Origin of the sequence: Bordetella genomosp. 10 (assembly GCF_002261225.1) — a bacterium.
Taxonomy (GTDB): Bacteria; Pseudomonadota; Gammaproteobacteria; order Burkholderiales; family Burkholderiaceae_B; genus Bordetella_C.
The window spans coordinates 1149934-1168594 of sequence record NZ_NEVM01000001.1 but is presented as its reverse complement, the minus strand read 5'-3'; the positions used below and the strand labels follow the sequence as shown (position 1 = coordinate 1168594).

The 18661-nt window shown below is 62.1% G+C and carries 11 protein-coding genes, 2 tRNA genes, 3 rRNA genes and 1 other RNA gene; 4 read left to right on the top strand and 13 right to left on the bottom strand.

What is annotated here, in order from left to right; genetic code table 11:
• Position 1 precedes the first annotated feature (1 nt).
• From mraZ to acpA, 3 genes are all read right to left on the bottom strand, one after another.
• A complete protein-coding gene (mraZ, locus tag CAL29_RS05075) occupies positions 2-430 on the bottom strand; it encodes a division/cell wall cluster transcriptional repressor MraZ (protein WP_179283910.1) in 429 nt (142 codons plus the stop codon).
• A 250-nt stretch (positions 431-680) separates the two neighbouring features.
• Positions 681-1095, bottom strand: an RNA gene (gene rnpB, locus CAL29_RS05070) — RNase P RNA component class A.
• A gap of 114 nt (positions 1096-1209) precedes the next feature.
• Positions 1210-2952 (bottom strand): acid phosphatase, encoded by a 1743-nt coding sequence (gene acpA / locus CAL29_RS05065; RefSeq protein WP_094851851.1) that lies wholly within the window; start codon positions 2950-2952, stop codon positions 1210-1212.
• Between the two features lie 294 nt (positions 2953-3246).
• Here acpA and CAL29_RS05060 point away from each other — a divergent pair, with 294 nt between their 5' ends.
• Complete coding sequence (locus tag CAL29_RS05060; protein WP_094851850.1) at positions 3247-4680, top strand: cytochrome-c peroxidase; 1434 nt, start codon at positions 3247-3249, stop codon at positions 4678-4680.
• 68 nt (positions 4681-4748) lie between these two features.
• Positions 4749-6578 carry an ATP-binding cassette domain-containing protein gene (locus CAL29_RS05055; protein ID WP_094851849.1) on the top strand — a complete coding sequence of 610 codons (1830 nt, stop codon included), beginning with the start codon at positions 4749-4751 and terminating at the stop codon, positions 6576-6578.
• Between the two features lie 98 nt (positions 6579-6676).
• On the opposite strand, the gene pyrC is transcribed toward CAL29_RS05055, so the two are convergent.
• Together pyrC and CAL29_RS05045 are read right to left on the bottom strand one after the other, a co-directional pair.
• On the bottom strand, positions 6677-7741 hold the full coding sequence (pyrC, locus tag CAL29_RS05050) for a dihydroorotase (protein WP_179283964.1): 1065 nt from the start codon (positions 7739-7741) through the stop codon (positions 6677-6679).
• Between the two features lie 122 nt (positions 7742-7863).
• Positions 7864-9057 carry a M20 aminoacylase family protein gene (locus CAL29_RS05045; protein ID WP_094851847.1) on the bottom strand — a complete coding sequence of 398 codons (1194 nt, stop codon included), beginning with the start codon at positions 9055-9057 and terminating at the stop codon, positions 7864-7866.
• A gap of 150 nt (positions 9058-9207) precedes the next feature.
• Between CAL29_RS05045 and CAL29_RS05040 the strand changes: the two genes are divergently transcribed.
• Positions 9208-9486 (top strand): SWIB/MDM2 domain-containing protein, encoded by a 279-nt coding sequence (locus CAL29_RS05040; RefSeq protein ID WP_088599477.1) that lies wholly within the window; start codon positions 9208-9210, stop codon positions 9484-9486.
• A 221-nt stretch (positions 9487-9707) separates the two neighbouring features.
• Here the strand turns inward: CAL29_RS05040 and CAL29_RS05035 are convergent, their stop codons facing one another.
• The 7 genes from CAL29_RS05035 to CAL29_RS05005 all read right to left on the bottom strand — a co-directional run bounded on the left by CAL29_RS05035 (position 9708) and on the right by CAL29_RS05005 (position 16950).
• Positions 9708-10073, bottom strand: a complete 366-nt coding sequence (locus CAL29_RS05035) for a DUF4870 family protein (RefSeq protein ID WP_179283909.1) — start codon at positions 10071-10073, stop codon at positions 9708-9710.
• Between the two features lie 296 nt (positions 10074-10369).
• Positions 10370-10482: ribosomal RNA gene (gene rrf / locus CAL29_RS05030) — 5S ribosomal RNA — on the bottom strand.
• Between the two features lie 227 nt (positions 10483-10709).
• Positions 10710-13592: ribosomal RNA gene (locus CAL29_RS05025) — 23S ribosomal RNA — on the bottom strand.
• 334 nt (positions 13593-13926) lie between these two features.
• A tRNA-Ala gene (locus tag CAL29_RS05020) sits at positions 13927-14002 on the bottom strand.
• Positions 14003-14037: 35 nt separating this feature from the next.
• Positions 14038-14114 (bottom strand) — tRNA-Ile (locus tag CAL29_RS05015).
• A gap of 119 nt (positions 14115-14233) precedes the next feature.
• Positions 14234-15764 (bottom strand): 16S ribosomal RNA (locus CAL29_RS05010).
• The 16S, 23S and 5S rRNA genes sit together here with 2 tRNA genes alongside, the layout of an rRNA operon.
• Before the next feature lie 700 nt (positions 15765-16464).
• Positions 16465-16950: an Lrp/AsnC family transcriptional regulator gene (locus tag CAL29_RS05005; protein WP_094851845.1), complete on the bottom strand. Its 486-nt coding sequence runs from the start codon at positions 16948-16950 to the stop codon at positions 16465-16467.
• A 179-nt stretch (positions 16951-17129) separates the two neighbouring features.
• On the opposite strand from CAL29_RS05005, the gene hppD reads away from it, so the two are divergent.
• A complete protein-coding gene (hppD, locus tag CAL29_RS05000; protein ID WP_094851844.1) occupies positions 17130-18251 on the top strand; it encodes a 4-hydroxyphenylpyruvate dioxygenase in 1122 nt (373 codons plus the stop codon).
• 12 nt (positions 18252-18263) lie between these two features.
• Here hppD and CAL29_RS04995 read toward each other — a convergent pair whose 3' ends face one another.
• Positions 18264-18647 (bottom strand): c-type cytochrome, encoded by a 384-nt coding sequence (locus tag CAL29_RS04995; RefSeq protein WP_094851843.1) that lies wholly within the window; start codon positions 18645-18647, stop codon positions 18264-18266.
• Positions 18648-18661: the final 14 nt, after the last annotated feature.

Genomic DNA, 18661 nt, shown 5'->3' with positions numbered 1-18661 from the left:
GTCAGAAAGAAAACTGGTTGAGAACGTCCGGCATGCCCTGCGCCAGATCCTCCGCCTCCCGGCGGGCCAGCGCGGCCGCATCCCACAGCTCGAAGTGCGCGCCCATGCCGAGCATCATCACTTCGCGCGTCATGCCGGCCGCGTTGCGCAATTCCGGCGCGATCAAAATGCGGCCCGATCCGTCCAGCTCCACATCCTGCGCGTTTCCCAACATCAGCCGTTGCAGCGCGCGCGCCGACATGGGCAAGGCGGCGATCGTTTCGCGGCGCTTTTCCCACTCCTGGCGCGGATACATCAACAGGCAGCCGTCAGGGTGACGGGTGAGGGTGAGGCGGCCTTCCGCCTGGGCCAGCAGGGCGTCGCGATGCCGGGTCGGGATAGACACCCGCCCCTTCGCATCCAGCGTTAACGCGCTGCTTCCCTGGAACACCCCTTCCCTCTCCCACTTAATTGCACAAAAACCTACTTTTTCCCACTCTACGGGATGGTTAAAGCGCGGTCAAGCAGGGCGACACAATTTTTTCAATCACAACAAGGACTTAGGCGAACCTCGCGTAATCCAAAAAAGAAAACCCCCTGATAAATCAGGGGGTTGTCGCTGAAACTCAAAGTCGTATATGAGACTTTGGCGCTAAAAGGTAACTTCCTCGCCTTATTTGTGTCGATTTCAGCCGAAAGCAAGGCAAGACGAATCTATGGGCCGGATTCTGTACGCCGGACGCGAGTCCGGCGGGCAATCATTCCTCTGGCCCGGCCATTGCTGGCCGGATCTAGCCATCTACCCGCATGCTCGAACGAGCCGCCCTTCCCGGTCCGAGGACCGTGCGCATGCCTATTTGATGTTGCTCCGGGTAGAGGTTGCCGCGTTTCACCCTGCGATGCCGCCGGCCGTTGCCGGCCGGCGCGGCACGGAGTCGCCGTGCCTGTGCGGGAGTCGCCCCCCGCCCGCGCCGCAGACTCGTCTCTGTGGCCCTGTTCCTCGCCCGGCCGATGTCGCCATCGACCCGACGGACGGCCGTTAGCCGCTACCCTGCCCTATGGAGTCCGGACCTTCCTCGAAGCGCGTGAGCGCCCCGCGATTGCCCGATTCGTCTTGCGGTCCGCATTGTACCCCCGGAAGGACGAGCCGCCGGCCCGCGGCGAGGCGGGCCGGCGGCGTTCCGGTCCGGGGTGCCCGGCGCCGCCTCGGCGGACGCCGGGCCGGAGCGGTCACGAGGCGGCGGTGGCGCTCGTGTCCAGCGTGTTGCTCAGGTCGCCCTGGTCCACGCCGTTGGCCTTCAGGCCTTCGCGGCGCACGGTCAGGCCGGGCAGTTCGGGCAGGCTCCAGCGGCGGGTGATGAAGCGCAGGATCGAGGTCGTGTCGTACATGGTGTGGTCGACGTAGCCCTTGCGCACCGTGGGTCCGATGACGATGGCGGGAATGCGCGAACCGGGGCCGAAGCGGTCGCCCTTGGGCGGCGCGACGTGATCCCAGATGCCGCCGTTTTCGTCATACGTCACGACCACCAGCATGTGCCCCCACTGCGGGCTCTTCTCCAGCTCGGAGATGATGTCGGCGATGTGCTGGTCGCCGCGCAGCACGTCGGCGTAGCCGTTGTGCTCGTTCAGGTTGCCGACCGGCTTGTAGAACGCCACCGGCGGCAGCTTGCCGGCCCGGATGTCGGCGATGAACTGCTCGCCGTTCACGCCGCCGTCCTTCAGGTGCTCCGTCCGGTCGGCGATGCCCGCCGCCGTGGTCGGATCGAAGCGCTTGAAGTAATTGAAGGGCTGGTGGTGGAACTGGAAGTTCACGAAAGGCGTCTTGCCGTCCGACTGCAGGCCGACGCTGGCGTAGTCCGATCCCACCCAGCCGGCGGCATTCGTCGCGCGCGCCAGTTGGAACGCCCAGCCGCCGCCGTACCAGGCCCACTCGACGTTCTTGTCGGTCAGGTAGTCGCCGATGTTCGGGCCCGTCTGCGGCGGCAGCGTGGTCGCCTGCGTCGGGTCGGCCAGCACGCCCTCGGCCACGCCCGCCGCGTCGTTGGCGGGCTTGTTGCCGCTGGGCTGGTACGGCGGCTGCATGGTGTTGACCGCGTAGCCGTCCGGCGTCAGTTGCGCGCCGTTGGACTTGAAGATCGACGTGGCCGGGCCCGTCAGCGCCGAAGCGGCGCCGGTGGCGCTGGTGTTCACCGACAGGTGATAGCCCTGCGGGCCGTCGTCCAGGATGGCGACGTGCGAGTTGAGCGTGGCCGAATTGGCGGACGTGACCGGGTCCACCGGCGCGGCGGCGGCGATCAGGTACTGGTGGTTCAGGAAGGAACCGCCGAAGGCGCCCATGAAGAAATGGTCGGCCATCGTGTACTTCTGCGCCACCTGCCACAGCGGCAGCTTGCTGGCGTTGCCGGAGAAGTGGCCCATCACCAGACCGCCGCCGCTGTCGGCCCAGGCGGCGAACATATCGTTCTTGCCGCCGTTGATCTGCATCTGGTTCTGGTAGAAGTTGTGCCACATGTCCGCGTTGACCGCGTTGATGTCCACGCCCGGATAGGTCTCGTTGATCGAGAACGGCGCGTTCGGCATGCCGGTGGTCGCCGTCGTGGCCACGGTGGGAACGGTCGTGTCGAACTGCGCGGAGGCGGTCGTCAGGCCGGCCCAGACCGGGGGCAGCGAAGTCAGCGGGGTGCCGTCGCGGTCGACCTGCTTGTCGTAGGTCGCGGTCGCCAGCGGGCTGTCGATGCCGGGGAAGTCGCTGTAGAGGTTATCGAAGCTGCGGTTTTCCGCGTAGATCACCACCACGTTCTGGATATTGTCCACCGCCTTCGCGACCAGCTCCTCTTGCGTGGGAGCGGTGGTGACGGGCGTGGAAGGCGTGGAGGGCGTGTCGTCGTCATCGCCGCCACCGCCACAGGCGACCAGCCCGGTGGCCAGCGCCGCGGCCACCAAGGGCGCGATGATCTTGTGCGTGCTCTTCATAAAAGGCGTTCCTCTTTCTTGTCGGGGAAGTAATCGATGTCCGGACACCGAGCGCCGATATGTTGGGGTTACACCATGTGAACTTCGTGAACGGCTGCTGAAAACAATCTGAACAGGCACGGAAAAATCCAGCTTGCCGTCAACGGGCATTCAGCATCGCGTCAACCCGCGTCAGCAAACCTGAAATATTCGGTGTTTACGCTGCTGACCGCGGCCTGACGCAAGCACGGGCGCGCACCTCCCGCATTCCCGGTTTCCACCGCGGCCCCGCGCGCCGCCCATTGCCTCCACGACATGCCCCTGCCCCCCCGCCCGACGCTTCGCCCCACCGTTTCGATCCCGTCCGCCCGCCTGCGCTGGCGCGGCGTGCTGTGCACCCTGATCGCCACCCTGCTGGCCATCGGCATCGGCGGCGCGCTGGCCTTGTGGGGCGAACGCAGCCAGGGCGCGACCACGGCCCCGGCCCCGACCCCGACCGATGCGCGGCAAGACGTCTACGAGAAATTCCCCGAGCCGCCGGCCACCTACGACCGCGCCTACGCCCGGCAGCGCGCGGCCGACATCGCCGCCCTGGGCGCCGCGCTGTTCAAGGACAAGACGCTGTCGGCGTCGGGCCAGCAGTCCTGCGCGAGCTGTCACAGCCCGGAGCACCATTACGGCCCGCCCAACGACCTCTCGGTGCAGCTCGGCGGCCCCGACATGAAGCGCGCCGGCGTGCGCGCCGTCCCCTCGCTGATGTACCTGCAAACCGTGCCGCCCTTCAGCGAGCACTTCATCGACAGCGAGGAAGAAGGCGACAACAGCACCGACGCGGGCCCCACCGGCGGCCTGACCTGGGACGGCCGCGTCGACCGGGCCGGCGCCCAGGCGCGCATTCCGCTGCTGGATCCCCTGGAAATGGCCAACCCCAGCATTTCCGTCGTCGTCGGCAACGTGCGCAAGAGCCCCAACGCGGACCGGCTGCGCGCCCTGTTCGGTGGCCATGTCTTCGACACGGACGAGAAAGCGTTCAACGCCATCACCCAGGCGCTGGAGTATTACCAGAACGATCCCAAGCTCTTCTTCCCCTATTCGAGCAAGTACGACGCCGCGGTGCGCGGCATCGCCAAGCTCACCGACCAGGAGATGCGCGGCGCGCGCCTGTTCGAAGCCGAGGACAAGGGCAATTGCGCGAGCTGCCATCGCTTCGCGGTGCCGGGCCAGTTGCCCATCTTCAACGACTTCGGCCTCATCGCGCTGGGGCTGCCGCGCAACCCCGCCATTCCCGCGAACCAAAATCCGGCTTATTTCGACGAAGGCCTGTGCGGCCCCTTGCGCAAGGACCTGAGCGACCATCCCGAATACTGCGGCCTGTTCCGCTCGCCCACGCTGCGCAACGTGGCGACGCGCAAGACCTTCTTCCACAACGGCGTGTTCCACGACCTGCGCCAGGTGGTGGAGTGGTACGTGACGCGCGACACCAATCCGGAGAAGTGGTACCCGCGCAAGGCCGACGGCACGATAGCGAAGTTCGACGACCTGCCGCCCGGGATGCACGAGAACGTCAATATGGACCCGCCGTTCGGCGGCAAGCCCGGCGACAAGCCGGCGCTGACGCCGGAAGAAATCGACGACGTGGTCGCTTTCCTCAATACGCTGACCGACGGCTACTACGATCCCGCCCAGCCGCGCGCGCCGGTCGCGGCCGCGCCGGCGGCCCAGGCGCAGCCGGGAAGCCAGGCGCACTGAGCCGCCTGCATTGAACCGCCCCGGCTTCCTGCGACAATAGCGGTTTGCATCGACCTGCCTCGCCGCTCATGGCTCCCACCACCCTCATCACCTTCACCGACGTCCAGTTGGCCTTCGGCCACCACCCGCTGCTGGACCACGCCGACTTTTCCATCCAGGCCGGCGAACGCATCGGCCTGATCGGACGCAACGGCGCCGGCAAGTCCTCGATGCTGCGCCTGCTCGACGGCCGCGCGCAGCCGGACGACGGCGACGTCGCGCGCGCCTCCGGCCTGCGCGTCGCCACGGTGGAGCAGGAACCCGAACTCGACGAGACCATGACGGTCTTCGACGCCGTCAACAGCACCGACGAGGACCACGAGGACTGGCAACGCGCCTCGCGCGTGCGCTCGCTGCTGGAACGCCTGGGCCTGCCCACCGACGCGCCCGTCGCCGGCCTGTCCGGCGGCACCCGCAAGCGCGTCGCGCTGGCGCGCGCATTGGCCGGCAACCCGGACCTGCTGCTGCTGGACGAGCCCACCAACCACCTGGACTTCGACGGCATCGCCTGGCTGGAAGAACTGCTGCGGGGCTGGAAAGGCAGCGCCGTCATCATCACCCACGACCGCCGCTTCCTCGACGCCATCGCGACGCGCATCGTCGAACTCGATCGCGGCCGCCTGCTCAGCTTCCCCGGCAATTTCTCGCAATGGCAGGAGCGCAAGGCGCAATGGCTGGAATCGGAGCGGCTGGAACAGGCGCGCTTCGACAAGCTGCTGGCGCAGGAGGAAGTCTGGATCCGCAAGGGCGTGGAGGCGCGCCGCACGCGCAACGAGGGCCGCGTGCGGCGGCTCGAACGGCTGCGCGTCGAACGGGCCGAACGGCGCGAACGCCTGGGCAACGTCAACCTGGCGCTGGCCGAGGGCCAGCGTTCCGGCAAGCTGGTGGCCGAACTCGAACACGTCAGCAAGGCCTTCGACGGCCGCGAGGTGGTCAAGGACTATTCCACCACGCTGCTGCGCGGCGACCGCATCGGCATCATCGGCCCGAACGGCGCCGGCAAGACCACGCTGCTCAAGCTGATGCTGGGCCGCCTGCAGCCCGACAGCGGCACCGTGCGCATGGGCGCCAACGTCGAGGTCGCGTACTTCGACCAGATGCGCGCCCAGCTCAACGAAACCGACACCCTGGCCGACGTGATCAGCCCGGGCAGCGAGTGGGTGGAGATCGGCGGCACGCGCAAGCACGTCATGAGCTACCTGGGCGATTTCCTCTTCTCGCCCGCGCGCGCCGGCTCGCCGGTCAGCAGCCTGTCCGGCGGCGAGCGCGCACGCCTGCTGCTGGCGCGCCTGTTCGCCCGGCCGGCCAACGTCCTGGTGCTGGACGAACCGACCAACGACCTGGACATCGAGACGCTGGAACTGCTGGAGGCGCTGCTCCAGGAATACACCGGCACGGTGCTGCTGGTCAGCCACGACCGTGAATTCCTCAACAACGTCGTGACGCAGACCATCGCCAACGACGGCCCCGGCATCTGGAACGACTATGTCGGCGGCTACGACGACTGGCTGCCGCAACGCCGCGTAATCGCGCCGACGCCAGAGCCGGCGTCGGTGCCGGCAGCCCCCGAGCCCGCGGCCGAGGCGAAGAGCGCGCCGGCCGCGGCGCGCCCGAAGCCGGCCAAGGTCTCCCGCCTGAGCAGTTGGGAAACCCGCGAACTGGAAGGCCTGCCGGACGCCATCGCCGCGCTCGAGGCCGAACAGGAAGGACTGTCCGGCAAGCTGGCCGACGGCTCGCTTTACCGCGACGCCCCGGACGAAGTGGCCCGCATCAATGCGCGCATCGGCGAGATCGAGAAGGAACTGGAAGCGAAATTCGAGCGCTGGGAAGCGCTCGAAGCGCGGCGCGACGCGAGCTGAGGACGGGCCGCGGGCTTCGGAGTTTTCCCGTCCTTCGGGGCCTTCAGGTCCTCCGCGCCCTCAGGTCCTTCGGGAGCCTTTGGGGTCCTTCCGACCTTTCAGGCCTGCACCTGCCAATCCAGCGTTTCGCCCGCGGCCAGGGGCACCAGCGTCGTCGAACCGTACGGCAGCTCTTCCGGAATCGCGTAGGGCTGGCGCACCAGTGTCAGCGTGCCGGTGTTGCGCGGCAGGCCGTAGAAGTCCGGCCCGTGATGGCTGGCGAAGCCTTCCAGCTTGTCCAGGGCGCGCGCCGCGTCGAAGGCCTGCGCGTACAGCGACATGGCGTGCAAGGCGCTATAACAGCCGGCGCAACCGCAGGCATGCTCCTTCAGGCCGCGCGCGTGCGGGGCGCTGTCGGTGCCCAGGAAAAAGCGGGGACTGCCGCTGACCGCGGCCTCGACCAGCGCCACGCGGTGCACTTCGCGCTTGAGGATGGGCAGGCAGTAGTAATGCGGCCGCACGCCGCCGGTGAAAATCGCGTTGCGGTTGTACAGCAGGTGTTGCGGCGTGATGGTCGCGGCGATCGGCCCTTCGGCATCGCGCACGTAATGCGCGCCTTCCTTGGTGGTGATGTGCTCGAACACCACCTTCAGCTCGGGAAAGGCCTTGCGCAGCGGCAGCATGACGCGGTCGATGAACAGGGCCTCGCGGTCGAACACGTCGGTGGCGGGGTCGGTGACCTCGCCATGCACCAGCAAGGGCATGCCCTGTTTCTGCAAGGCCTCCAGCGCCGGACGGCACTTGCCCAGCAGGTCCGTGACGCCGGCCGCCGAGTTCGTGGTGGCGCCGGCCGGATACAGCTTCACGGCATGCACCAGGCCCGATTCGCTGGCGCGCACGATTTCTTCCGCCGAAGTGTTGTCGGTCAGGTAAAGCGTCATCAAGGGCTGGAACGCGTCCTCGTTCATATCCGCCTTGGCCAGCGCCGCCAGGATGCGGTCGCGGTAGGCCAGCGCCTGCGCGGTGGTGGTCACCGGCGGCTTGAGGTTGGGCATGATGATGGCGCGGGCGAACTGGCGCGCGGTGTCGGGCACGACGGCGTCCAGCGCTTCGCCGTCGCGCAGGTGCAGGTGCCAATCGTCGGGGCGCGTGATGGTCAGGAGCGCGGGCGTGGAGGTAGTCATAAGCGTCATGCGTTGTTCAATACGGCCGCGCGGGGCGGTCCGGGGGTTGGGCCCCGCCGCGGCGCGGACGGGGCATCGAGGACGGCGGGCAATGGGGCGGCAGCAAGGCCGATCCGGAGACTTTACTCCGGCAGCGGCATGCCGCGCTCGGCCAGGGCGCAAAACATCGCGCTGCCCAGCGGGATCACCGCGTCGTTGAAGTCGAAGTGGGAATTATGCAGGGTGCAGCCGGACTCGGCGCCGCCCTGCCCCAGGCGGAAATAGGCGCCGGGCCGCGCCTGCAGCATGAAGGAAAAATCTTCCGAGCCCATGGACGGCACCAGGTCGCGGACCACGTTCTCTTTGCCTATCATCTCGGTGGCGATATCGGCCACCAGGTTGGCGTGCTGCGGCGTATTCAGCGTGGCGGGATAGATGCGCTCATAGCGCACCGTGGCCGTGGCGCCGAAGGCGCCGGCGATCGAGGTGGCCAGTTCCGTCATGCGCTTTTCCACCAATTCCTGCACCGTCTTGCGGAAGGTGCGCACGGTGCCGACCAGCCTGGCCTCGCGCGGAATCACGCTCATCGCGCCGGGATGGCCCGCCTGCATCGAACCGATGGACAGCACGGCCGAATCCAGCGGATTGACGTTGCGCGACACGATGGTCTGCAAGGCCGTGATCAGGTGTCCCGCCACCACCACCGGATCGATGGTCTGGTAAGGATGCGCGCCGTGGCCGCCGCGCCCGTCGATCGTGATCTCGAAACGATCGGCGGCCGCCATCATGGGCCCGGGATTGATGCCCACCGTGCCGGGCGGCAGGCCGGGCCAGTTATGCAGCGCGTAGATGGCGTCGCAGGGAAAGGTGTCGAACAAGCCGTCTTCCATCATGGCCTTGGCGCCGCCGCGTCCTTCCTCGGCGGGCTGGAAGATCAATACCGCGGTGCCGTCGAAGTTGCGCGTCTGCGCCAGGTAGCGCGCCGCGCCCAACAGCATGGTCGTGTGGCCGTCGTGGCCGCAACCGTGCATCAAGCCTTCCTTGGTGGAGCGATGGCCGAAATCGTTGTCCTCGGTCATCGGCAAGGCGTCCATGTCCGCGCGCAGGCCTATCATGCGGCCGCTGTCGCACTGCTTGCCGCGGATCACGCCCACCACGCCGGTCTTGCCGATGCCGCGATGCACTTCGATGCCCAGGGCTTGCAGGCCGCCCGCCACGATGCCCGACGTGCGCACCTCTTCAAAGCCCAATTCGGGATGTGCATGCAAATCCCTGCGTATCGCGGTCAATTCGTCGTGAAATAACCGGATCGATTCCAGTGGTGAACGTGGGTACATGGAGGAAGGTTACAGAAATCCGAGTTGTAAAGATTCGCAGGTGATTTTAGTTGCTACAGACGATAAATGCCTTTGTCTTTACTGCCTAGACACGTTATGCTCCGGCCGCAGGATTCAATTTTCCAACACTCAGAGAAGGAGAGCCGGATTATGGCCACCCCCTCCAAAACCGCCACTGCCCGCAAGCCGAATGCCGCGTTCATGAAGCCGCTGACCCCCAGCGCGGACCTGGCTGCCGTCATCGGCCCCGAGGCTGTGCCGCGTACCGAGGTCACCAAGAAGATCTGGGAATACATCAAGAAGCACAACCTGCAAGACGCCAGCAACAAGCGCAATATCAACGCTGACGACAAGCTTCGTCCGTTGTTCGGCAAGGACCAGGTATCGATGTTCGAATTGACCAAGCTGGTCAATGCGCACCTGAAGTAATCGCCACGGCGAGATCAGCAGGAGGCGTGCCCTGCATGCTGCCCGTTGCGCAGATGCGGCGCTCCTGCCGAGACGAATAAAAAAATGGCTGGCATCGCGCCAGCCATTTTCTTTTCGCCTGCCTGTCGCCGCGCATCGCGCGGCATCATGCGCATTGTGTAGCGCGGCATCACGTACCGCGCATCGCATCCCTTACGCGGCTGCGCCGCGGCCTGGATGCTTTATGCATAGGCAGCGGGTCCACGCCCTTCCAGCAGGGCCAGCCAGCCCTTGATCAGGCGATAGAGCACCCACACCATGGTGGCGACCACGCCGATCCAGCCCAGCAGGATCAGCGTCGCGACGGCGCTGATGGCCAGCCACAGCAGCGCCCACCAGAACGTGCGCAACAGCCAGTCGAAGTGGCTGGCATAAAAGGTGCCGGCGGTGTCGGCGCGCTTGACGTACATGAGGACGACGCTGGCGATGGTCGCCATGCAAAGCACGCCGCCGGTGAGAAAGCCGATCGCGAACAATCCGTATGCGACATGCGTCAGCGTGCGCAGATCGAGGCCGTTGGAGGTAACAGGGATCTGGGATTCACTCACGATGCAGCTCCTTCTGAATAGTGCCGGACAATGTTACCCCACATCGAAAAGCGCGCGCGCCCCGCCGGAAGGGGGCGCGCCGGACGTTGTTATTTGCTGACGATGATGCAAGAAAGGCTTGCATCGTCAGGCTTTATCAAAGAACAAGGCCCGCCTGGATGACCAGGCGGGCCTTTGCATGAGGGCTTGTTTGTTCGTGTGCGCGTCAACCGAGCACAGCTATTTTCCGTGCGCATAAACCGAGCGCATAAAAACAAACCCCCGCTGGATCACCAGCGGGGGTTTGCACAATAAGAGCCTGACGATGACCTACTTTCACAGACGTCCGTCCACTATCATCGGCGCAAAGGCGTTTCACTGTCCTGTTCGGGATGGGAAGGAGTGGGACCACCTCGCTATGGTCGTCAGGCGTAAGGGGTTGCACGTCGTGAACCGGTTCGTAAACCAGCCACGCCGCGCCAATCTGGGAAGAAGCTTACAACAGTATGTTCGTAGATTCAGGCGATGGGTTGCAATCGCTTTGCACACGCGATGCCACGTCACGATGATTTCATCGTGTCGAATCGTTGGGGTTGTTGGTGTCCGCCGGCACGAGGTCCACTCACTCGCGCCACACGGACCAACCATCAGGGTTATAGGATCAAGCCTCACGGGCAATTAGTATCGGTTAGCTTAACGCATTACTGCGCTTCCACACCCGACCTATCAACGTCCTGGTCTTGAACGACCCTTCAGGGGGCTCGAGGCCCCGGGATACCTAATCTTCAGACGAGTTTCCCGCTTAGATGCCTTCAGCGGTTATCTCTTCCGTACATAGCTACCCGGCAATGCCATTGGCATGACAACCGGTACACCAGAGGTACGTCCACTCCGGTCCTCTCGTACTAGGAGCAGGCTCCGTCAAGTATCCAACGCCCACGGCAGATAGGGACCAAACTGTCTCACGACGTTTTAAACCCAGCTCACGTACCTCTTTAAATGGCGAACAGCCATACCCTTGGGACCGGCTACAGCCCCAGGATGAGATGAGCCGACATCGAGGTGCCAAACACCGCCGTCGATATGAACTCTTGGGCGGTATCAGCCTGTTATCCCCAGAGTACCTTTTATCCGTTGAGCGATGGCCCTTCCATTCAGAACCACCGGATCACTATGTCCTGCTTTCGCACCTGTTCGACTTGTCAGTCTCACAGTCAAGCACGCTTATGCCATTGCACTATCAGCACGATTTCCGACCGTACCTAGCGTACCTTCGAACTCCTCCGTTACGCTTTGGGAGGAGACCGCCCCAGTCAAACTGCCCACCATGCACTGTCCCCAACCCGGATCACGGGCCAAGGTTAGAACCGCAAACAGACCAGGGTGGTATTTCAAGGTCGGCTCCACCGAATCTAGCGACTCGGTTTCAGCGCCTCCCACCTATCCTACACAGGCCGGTTCACAGTCCAATGCAAAGCTACAGTAAAGGTTCATGGGGTCTTTCCGTCTAGCCGCGGGTAGATTGCATCATCACAAACACTTCAACTTCGCTGAGTCTCGGGAGGAGACAGTGTGGCCATCGTTACGCCATTCGTGCAGGTCGGAACTTACCCGACAAGGAATTTCGCTACCTTAGGACCGTTATAGTTACGGCCGCCGTTTACCGGGGCTTCGATCAAGAGCTTGCACCCCATCACTTAACCTTCCGGCACCGGGCAGGCGTCACACCCTATACGTCGACTTTCGTCTTTGCAGAGTGCTGTGTTTTTAATAAACAGTCGCAGCCACCGATTCTCTGCGACCCCATCATGCTCAGCGCGCAGGCGCCTCACACTACCGGGGCATACCTTCTCCCGAAGTTACGGTATCAATTTGCCGAGTTCCTTCTCCCGAGTTCTCTCAAGCGCCTTGGAATATTCATCCCGTCCACCTGTGTCGGTTTGCGGTACGGTCTCGTACAGCTGAAGCTTAGAGGCTTTTCTTGGAACCACTTCCAATCACTTCGCGAAACATGTTCGCTCGCGCCACACCCTTGAGTCATGCGCCCGGATTTGCCTAAGCGCCCTCTCTAATGCAGCAACAGGGACATCCAACACCCTGATGATCTTCCGCGATCCGTCCCCCCATCGCACTGTACGACGGTGCTGGAATATTAACCAGCTTCCCATCAGCTACGCATCTCTGCCTCGCCTTAGGGGCCGACTCACCCTGCGCCGATGAACGTTGCGCAGGAAACCTTGGACTTACGGCGAGGGGGCTTTTCACCCCCTTTATCGCTACTCATGTCAGCATTCGCACTTCTGATACCTCCAGCAGCCTTTACAAGCCACCTTCACAGGCTTACAGAACGCTCTCCTACCGCGTGCACCTAAGTGCACACCCGCAGCTTCGGTTTATCGCTTAGCCCCGTTACATCTTCCGCGCAGGACGACTCGATCAGTGAGCTATTACGCTTTCTTTAAAGGATGGCTGCTTCTAAGCCAACCTCCTGACTGTCTATGCCTTCCCACTTCGTTTCCCACTTAGCGATAATTGGGGACCTTAGCTGGCGGTCTGGGTTGTTTCCCTCTTGAGTCCGGACGTTAGCACCCGGTGCTCTGTCTCCCAAGCTGGACTTGCGGGTATTCGGAGTTTGCCATGGTTTGGTAAGTCGCCATGACCCCCTAGCCATAACAGTGCTCTACCCCCCGCAGTCATACTTGAGGCACTACCTAAATAGTTTTCGGAGAGAACCAGCTATTTCCAGATTTGTTTAGCCTTTCACCCCTATCCACAGCTCATCCCCTAGTTTTTCAACACTAGTGGGTTCGGTCCTCCAGCACGTGTTACCGTGCCTTCAACCTGGCCATGGATAGATCATCTGGTTTCGGGTCTACACCCAGCGACTGAATCGCCCTATTCGGACTCGCTTTCGCTACGCCTTCCCTATTCGGTTAAGCTCGCCACTGAATGTAAGTCGCTGACCCATTATACAAAAGGTACGCAGTCACCCCACAAGGAGGCTCCTACTGTTTGTATGCATACGGTTTCAGGATCTATTTCACTCCCCTTCCGGGGTTCTTTTCGCCTTTCCCTCACGGTACTGGTTCACTATCGGTCGATCACGAGTATTTAGCCTTGGAGGATGGTCCCCCCATCTTCAAACAGGATTTCACGTGTCCCGCCCTACTTTTCTCACGCTTAGTTCCACACCCAGAATTTCGTCTACAGGGCTATCACCTGCTACGGCCGGCCTTTCCATACCGTTCGACTATCCTGCGTGCTAAAACGTGAAGGCTCTTCCGATTTCGCTCGCCACTACTTTCGGAATCTCGGTTGATTTCTTTTCCTCGAGCTACTGAGATGTTTCAGTTCACCCGGTTCGCCTCCATGACCTATGTATTCAGTCATGGATACCGTCTCGCGACGGTGGGTTTCCCCATTCGGACATCTGCGGATCAAAGCTTGTTTGCCAGCTCCCCGCAGCTTTTCGCAGGCTACAACGTCCTTCATCGCCTGTGATCGCCAAGGCATCCACCATATGCACTTAGTCGCTTGATCCTATAACGCTAATGGCTATACAACCAAACAACCACCTTCAATTCAATGTCTGACATGACATCGCATTTGTGCCGTTCCAAATTGCTTTAGAACTATTAATGCAATCACAACCCGTATTCACCTTTCGTCCGATCACTCGAACTACTCGACGAACACATTGTCGTTTTGCTTCTTCCAGATTGTTAAAGAACGATATACAGCTTTATTGGATTAAAAACCCAACGTTTAACCCTGCATCACACTCGATGCAGCCCTAAACGTTGGACTCTCTTCGCTTTCCACGGACCCGACGATCAGCCTACTCACCCACTTGCCCGGTTACCCAAGCAATTCGTGGTGGAGGTGAACGGGATCGAACCGATGACATCCTGCTTGCAAAGCAGGCGCTCTCCCAGCTGAGCTACACCCCCATTTACCCGTCGCATACACCGCGCCGCGTAAAACCTGGTGGGTCTGGTTGGATTCGAACCAACGACCCCCGCCTTATCAAGACGGTGCTCTAACCGACTGAGCTACAGACCCAATTAATCATCGGATCCGCTGTGGATGACAGACAAATAAACCTCTCTGCCCTGCCACCGATCCAGCCATATCAACAACCGATAAGTGTGAACGCTTGACACCAATCACGCTTCGCTCTGAAAGGAGGTGATCCAGCCGCACCTTCCGATACGGCTACCTTGTTACGACTTCACCCCAGTCATGAATCCTACCGTGGTAATCGCCCTCCTTGCGGTTAGGCTAACTACTTCTGGTAAAACCCACTCCCATGGTGTGACGGGCGGTGTGTACAAGACCCGGGAACGTATTCACCGCGACATGCTGATCCGCGATTACTAGCGATTCCGACTTCACGCAGTCGAGTTGCAGACTGCGATCCGGACTACGATCGGGTTTCTGGGATTGGCTCCCCCTCGCGGGTTGGCGACCCTCTGTCCCGACCATTGTATGACGTGTGAAGCCCTACCCATAAGGGCCATGAGGACTTGACGTCATCCCCACCTTCCTCCGGTTTGTCACCGGCAGTCTCATTAGAGTGCCCTTTCGTAGCAACTAATGACAAGGGTTGCGCTCGTTGCGGGACTTAACCCAACATCTCACGACACGAGCTGACGACAGCCATGCAGCACCTGTGTTCCGGTTCTCTTGCGAGCACTGCCAAATCTCTTCGGCATTCCAGACATGTCAAGGGTAGGTAAGGTTTTTCGCGTTGCATCGAATTAATCCACATCATCCACCGCTTGTGCGGGTCCCCGTCAATTCCTTTGAGTTTTAATCTTGCGACCGTACTCCCCAGGCGGTCAACTTCACGCGTTAGCTGCGCTACCAAGGTCCGAAAACCCCAACAGCTAGTTGACATCGTTTAGGGCGTGGACTACCAGGGTATCTAATCCTGTTTGCTCCCCACGCTTTCGTGCATGAGCGTCAGTGTTATCCCAGGGGGCTGCCTTCGCCATCGGTGTTCCTCCACATATCTACGCATTTCACTGCTACACGTGGAATTCCACCCCCCTCTGACACACTCTAGCCCGGTAGTTAAAAATGCAGTTCCAAAGTTAAGCTCTGGGATTTCACATCTTTCTTTCCGAACCGCCTGCGCACGCTTTACGCCCAGTAATTCCGATTAACGCTTGCACCCTACGTATTACCGCGGCTGCTGGCACGTAGTTAGCCGGTGCTTATTCTGCAGGTACCGTCAGTTGCGCCAGGTATTAACCAGCGCCGTTTCTTTCCTGCCAAAAGTGCTTTACAACCCGAAGGCCTTCATCGCACACGCGGGATGGCTGGATCAGGGTTGCCCCCATTGTCCAAAATTCCCCACTGCTGCCTCCCGTAGGAGTCTGGGCCGTGTCTCAGTCCCAGTGTGGCTGGTCGTCCTCTCAAACCAGCTACGGATCGTCGCCTTGGTGAGCCTTTACCCCACCAACTAGCTAATCCGATATCGGCCGCTCCAATAGTGCGAGGTCTTACGATCCCCCGCTTTCCCCCGTAGGGCGTATGCGGTATTAGCTACGCTTTCGCGTAGTTATCCCCCGCTACTGGGCACGTTCCGATACATTACTCACCCGTTCGCCACTCGCCACCAGACCGAAGTCCGTGCTGCCGTTCGACTTGCATGTGTAAGGCATCCCGCTAGCGTTCAATCTGAGCCAGGATCAAACTCTTCAGTTCAATCTCTGTTTGCGCGCCCTCTAATCCAGCAAGCCAGACCAAGGACGCATTTCGCATTTGCTCAAAGGAAGTGAGAACCAAGACAAATTGCTTTGTCTCGCATTTCTTACTTCTTTGTGAGCACTTGATTTCGTTGGCGCCATCGATTGCTCGACGGTCGCGCGATCCGCATCAAGCGCCCACACTTATCGGTTGTTTCGTTGTTAAAGAGCGGTACTGCTGAATTCGGTACTACGTACTGCCTGCTGTTTACCTGACTTGCTGGGCGGCTTTCGTCGCGTCGCTGTGTCAGCAGCAGAGAAACGAGATTATGAAGCAGTTTTTCGAAGTTGTCAAATTCATTTCTGAACTTTTTTACTTCCTTCAAACGCTGCGTGCTTCGTCGAAGTCACCGCCTTGCATCTGAATGCAGCCTTGCTCGATCCGTTGCCGGATCTCGCTGAAACCGTGTCGGGCGGCGCTGCGCGCTCAACCGTCAACGACCTCATCTCACTTCACCTTCGCTACCCTGCTGGCGCTTCGGAGCCGTTGCCGGCTTCGTTGTCGCGTTTGCGTTTGAGCAGCGAAGAAAGAGACTATAGCACGGTTTTTTGGCCGTGCGCAAATCGAGGGGGGAGAAAACCTCAAAAAGTCTTTGAGAACTTCCGCCGCCTCTGAATCTGCCGCTCGCCAGCGCTTCGACCAGGAGACTTGGCCGGGGCTAACGTCCCTCCAGCGCCAGCTCCGTCGTCTCCTTCAGCTTCTGCAGCGCGAAGCTGGATCGCATATCGACGACCGCCGGGTGCTGCATCAAGGTATCCATGGCGAAGCGCGAGAAATCCGCCAGGTCGCGCACCTGCACTCTCAATAGATAGTCCATGTCGCCGGTCATGGCGTAGCAGGCCACCACCTCGGGCCAGGCCTGGACGTCCCGGGCGAAATCCGCCATGGGCGCATGGCTGGCGCCGCTGTGCTTGTTCAGGCGGATCGTCACGTAGGCGAGCAGGCCGAAGCCCACCTTGTCGGGGTCGACCAGGGCGACGTAGCGGCGGATATAGCCCTCTTCCTCCAGGCGCCGCACCCGGCGCAGACAGGGGCTGGGAGAGAGGGACACGCGGTCCGCCAGCTCCTGGTTCGACAGGCGGCCGTCCCGCTGCAGTTCCGCCAGGATGCGGCGATCGGTTTTATCGAGTTCGATTTCCGACATTTCCTGCTCCAAATATTTATTACTCAGCAATTTTATTGCGCAATATGGGCCTGCGATCGGCATTTTCGCAATCACCTGCCGGCCGACTTTTCCTACAATTTTTCTCGTATGCCGGCATCACGGACCCGCCCGCCCGCTTACCCGCGGCCTGGGGCATCGACGACAAGGGGACTCGCGCCATGACCACCGCATTCCAGCCCTGGGCCAACCCCATGGGCACCTCCGGATTCGAATTCATCGAATACGCCGCCCCCGATCCCGCCGCCCTGCGCCGCGTGTTCGAACTGCTGGACTTCAAGCCCATCGCAAGGCACCGCCACAAGGACGTGGTGGTCTACCGGCAGGGCGACATCAATTTCCTGGTCAATGCGGAACCCGATTCCTTCGCGCAGCGCTTCGCCCGCCTGCACGGCCCTTCCATCTGCGCCATCGCCTTTCGCGTCGACGATGCCGCGTCGGCCTATCGCCGCGCGCTGGACCTGGGCGCATGGGGCTTCGACTCGCACAGCGGGCCGATGGAGCTGAACATCCCCGCCATCAAGGGCATCGGCGACTCGTTGATTTACCTGGTGGACCGCTGGCGCGGCAAGGCCGGCCATGGCGGCATCGGCGACATCAGCATCTACGACGTCGACTTCGAACCCATCCATCCCGAAACGGCGCGCGCCGATCTCCATCACGCCGGCGCCGGCCTCACCCGGGTCGATCACCTCACCCACAACGTCCACAAGGGGCGCATGGCGGAGTGGGCGGAGTTCTACGAGCGCCTGTTCAATTTCCGCGAGGTGCGCTATTTCGACATCGAGGGCAAGGTGACGGGCGTGAAGTCCAGGGCGATGACCTCGCCTTGCGGCAATATCCGCATTCCCATCAACGAGGAAGGCACCGCGGAGAAAGGCCAGATCCAGGAATACCTGGACCGTTATCACGGCGAGGGGATACAGCACATCGCCCTGGCCACCGAGGATATCCACGCCACGGTGGAGGCCCTGCGCGCCAAGGGGCTGCGCTTCCTGGATACGCCGCAAACCTATTATGAGTTGCTGGACAAGCGCCTGCCGGGCCATGGGGAAGACACCGCGCGCCTGGAACGCAACCGCATCCTGCTGGACGGCGCGCCGGACGGCGGGCTGCTGCTGCAGATTTTCACGGAGAACCAGATCGGCCCGATCTTCTTCGAGATCATCCAGCGCAAAGGCAACGACGGCTTCGGCGAAGGCAACTTCAAGGCCTTGTTCGAATCGATCGAGCTGGACCAGATGCGCCGCGGCGTCCTCAAGCCCGCCGACGCCGGTGGGTAGAATCCGCTGGCCCTAGGGCTTGGCCGGCGCCGCGCCGGCGGCGGCCGGCGCGGGCGCCAGGGTCAGGATCCATTGCGCGATCTGCCGCGCCTCGTCGGGGCTGACCTGCGGTTGCGCGGCCATCGACAGCTTGCCCCAGCGATAGCGGCCGCCGTTGCGGATGGACTGCACCAGATAGTCCAGCGCCTCCGGCTGGCTGCCATAACGCTGGGCCACGGCGCGAAACGGCGGGCCGACGCGCGGCGTGTCGACCTGGTGGCAACCGAGGCATACCTTGCCCCGGAGCAATTCGGCCACCGGCGCCGGAAGGCCGTCCTGCGCCACCGCGGGACAGGCCGCGAGGGCCAGCAGGCCACAGAACGCCAAGCGCCAGGCGCTGTCTATCCTAAAAAACATCGCACGATTCCATG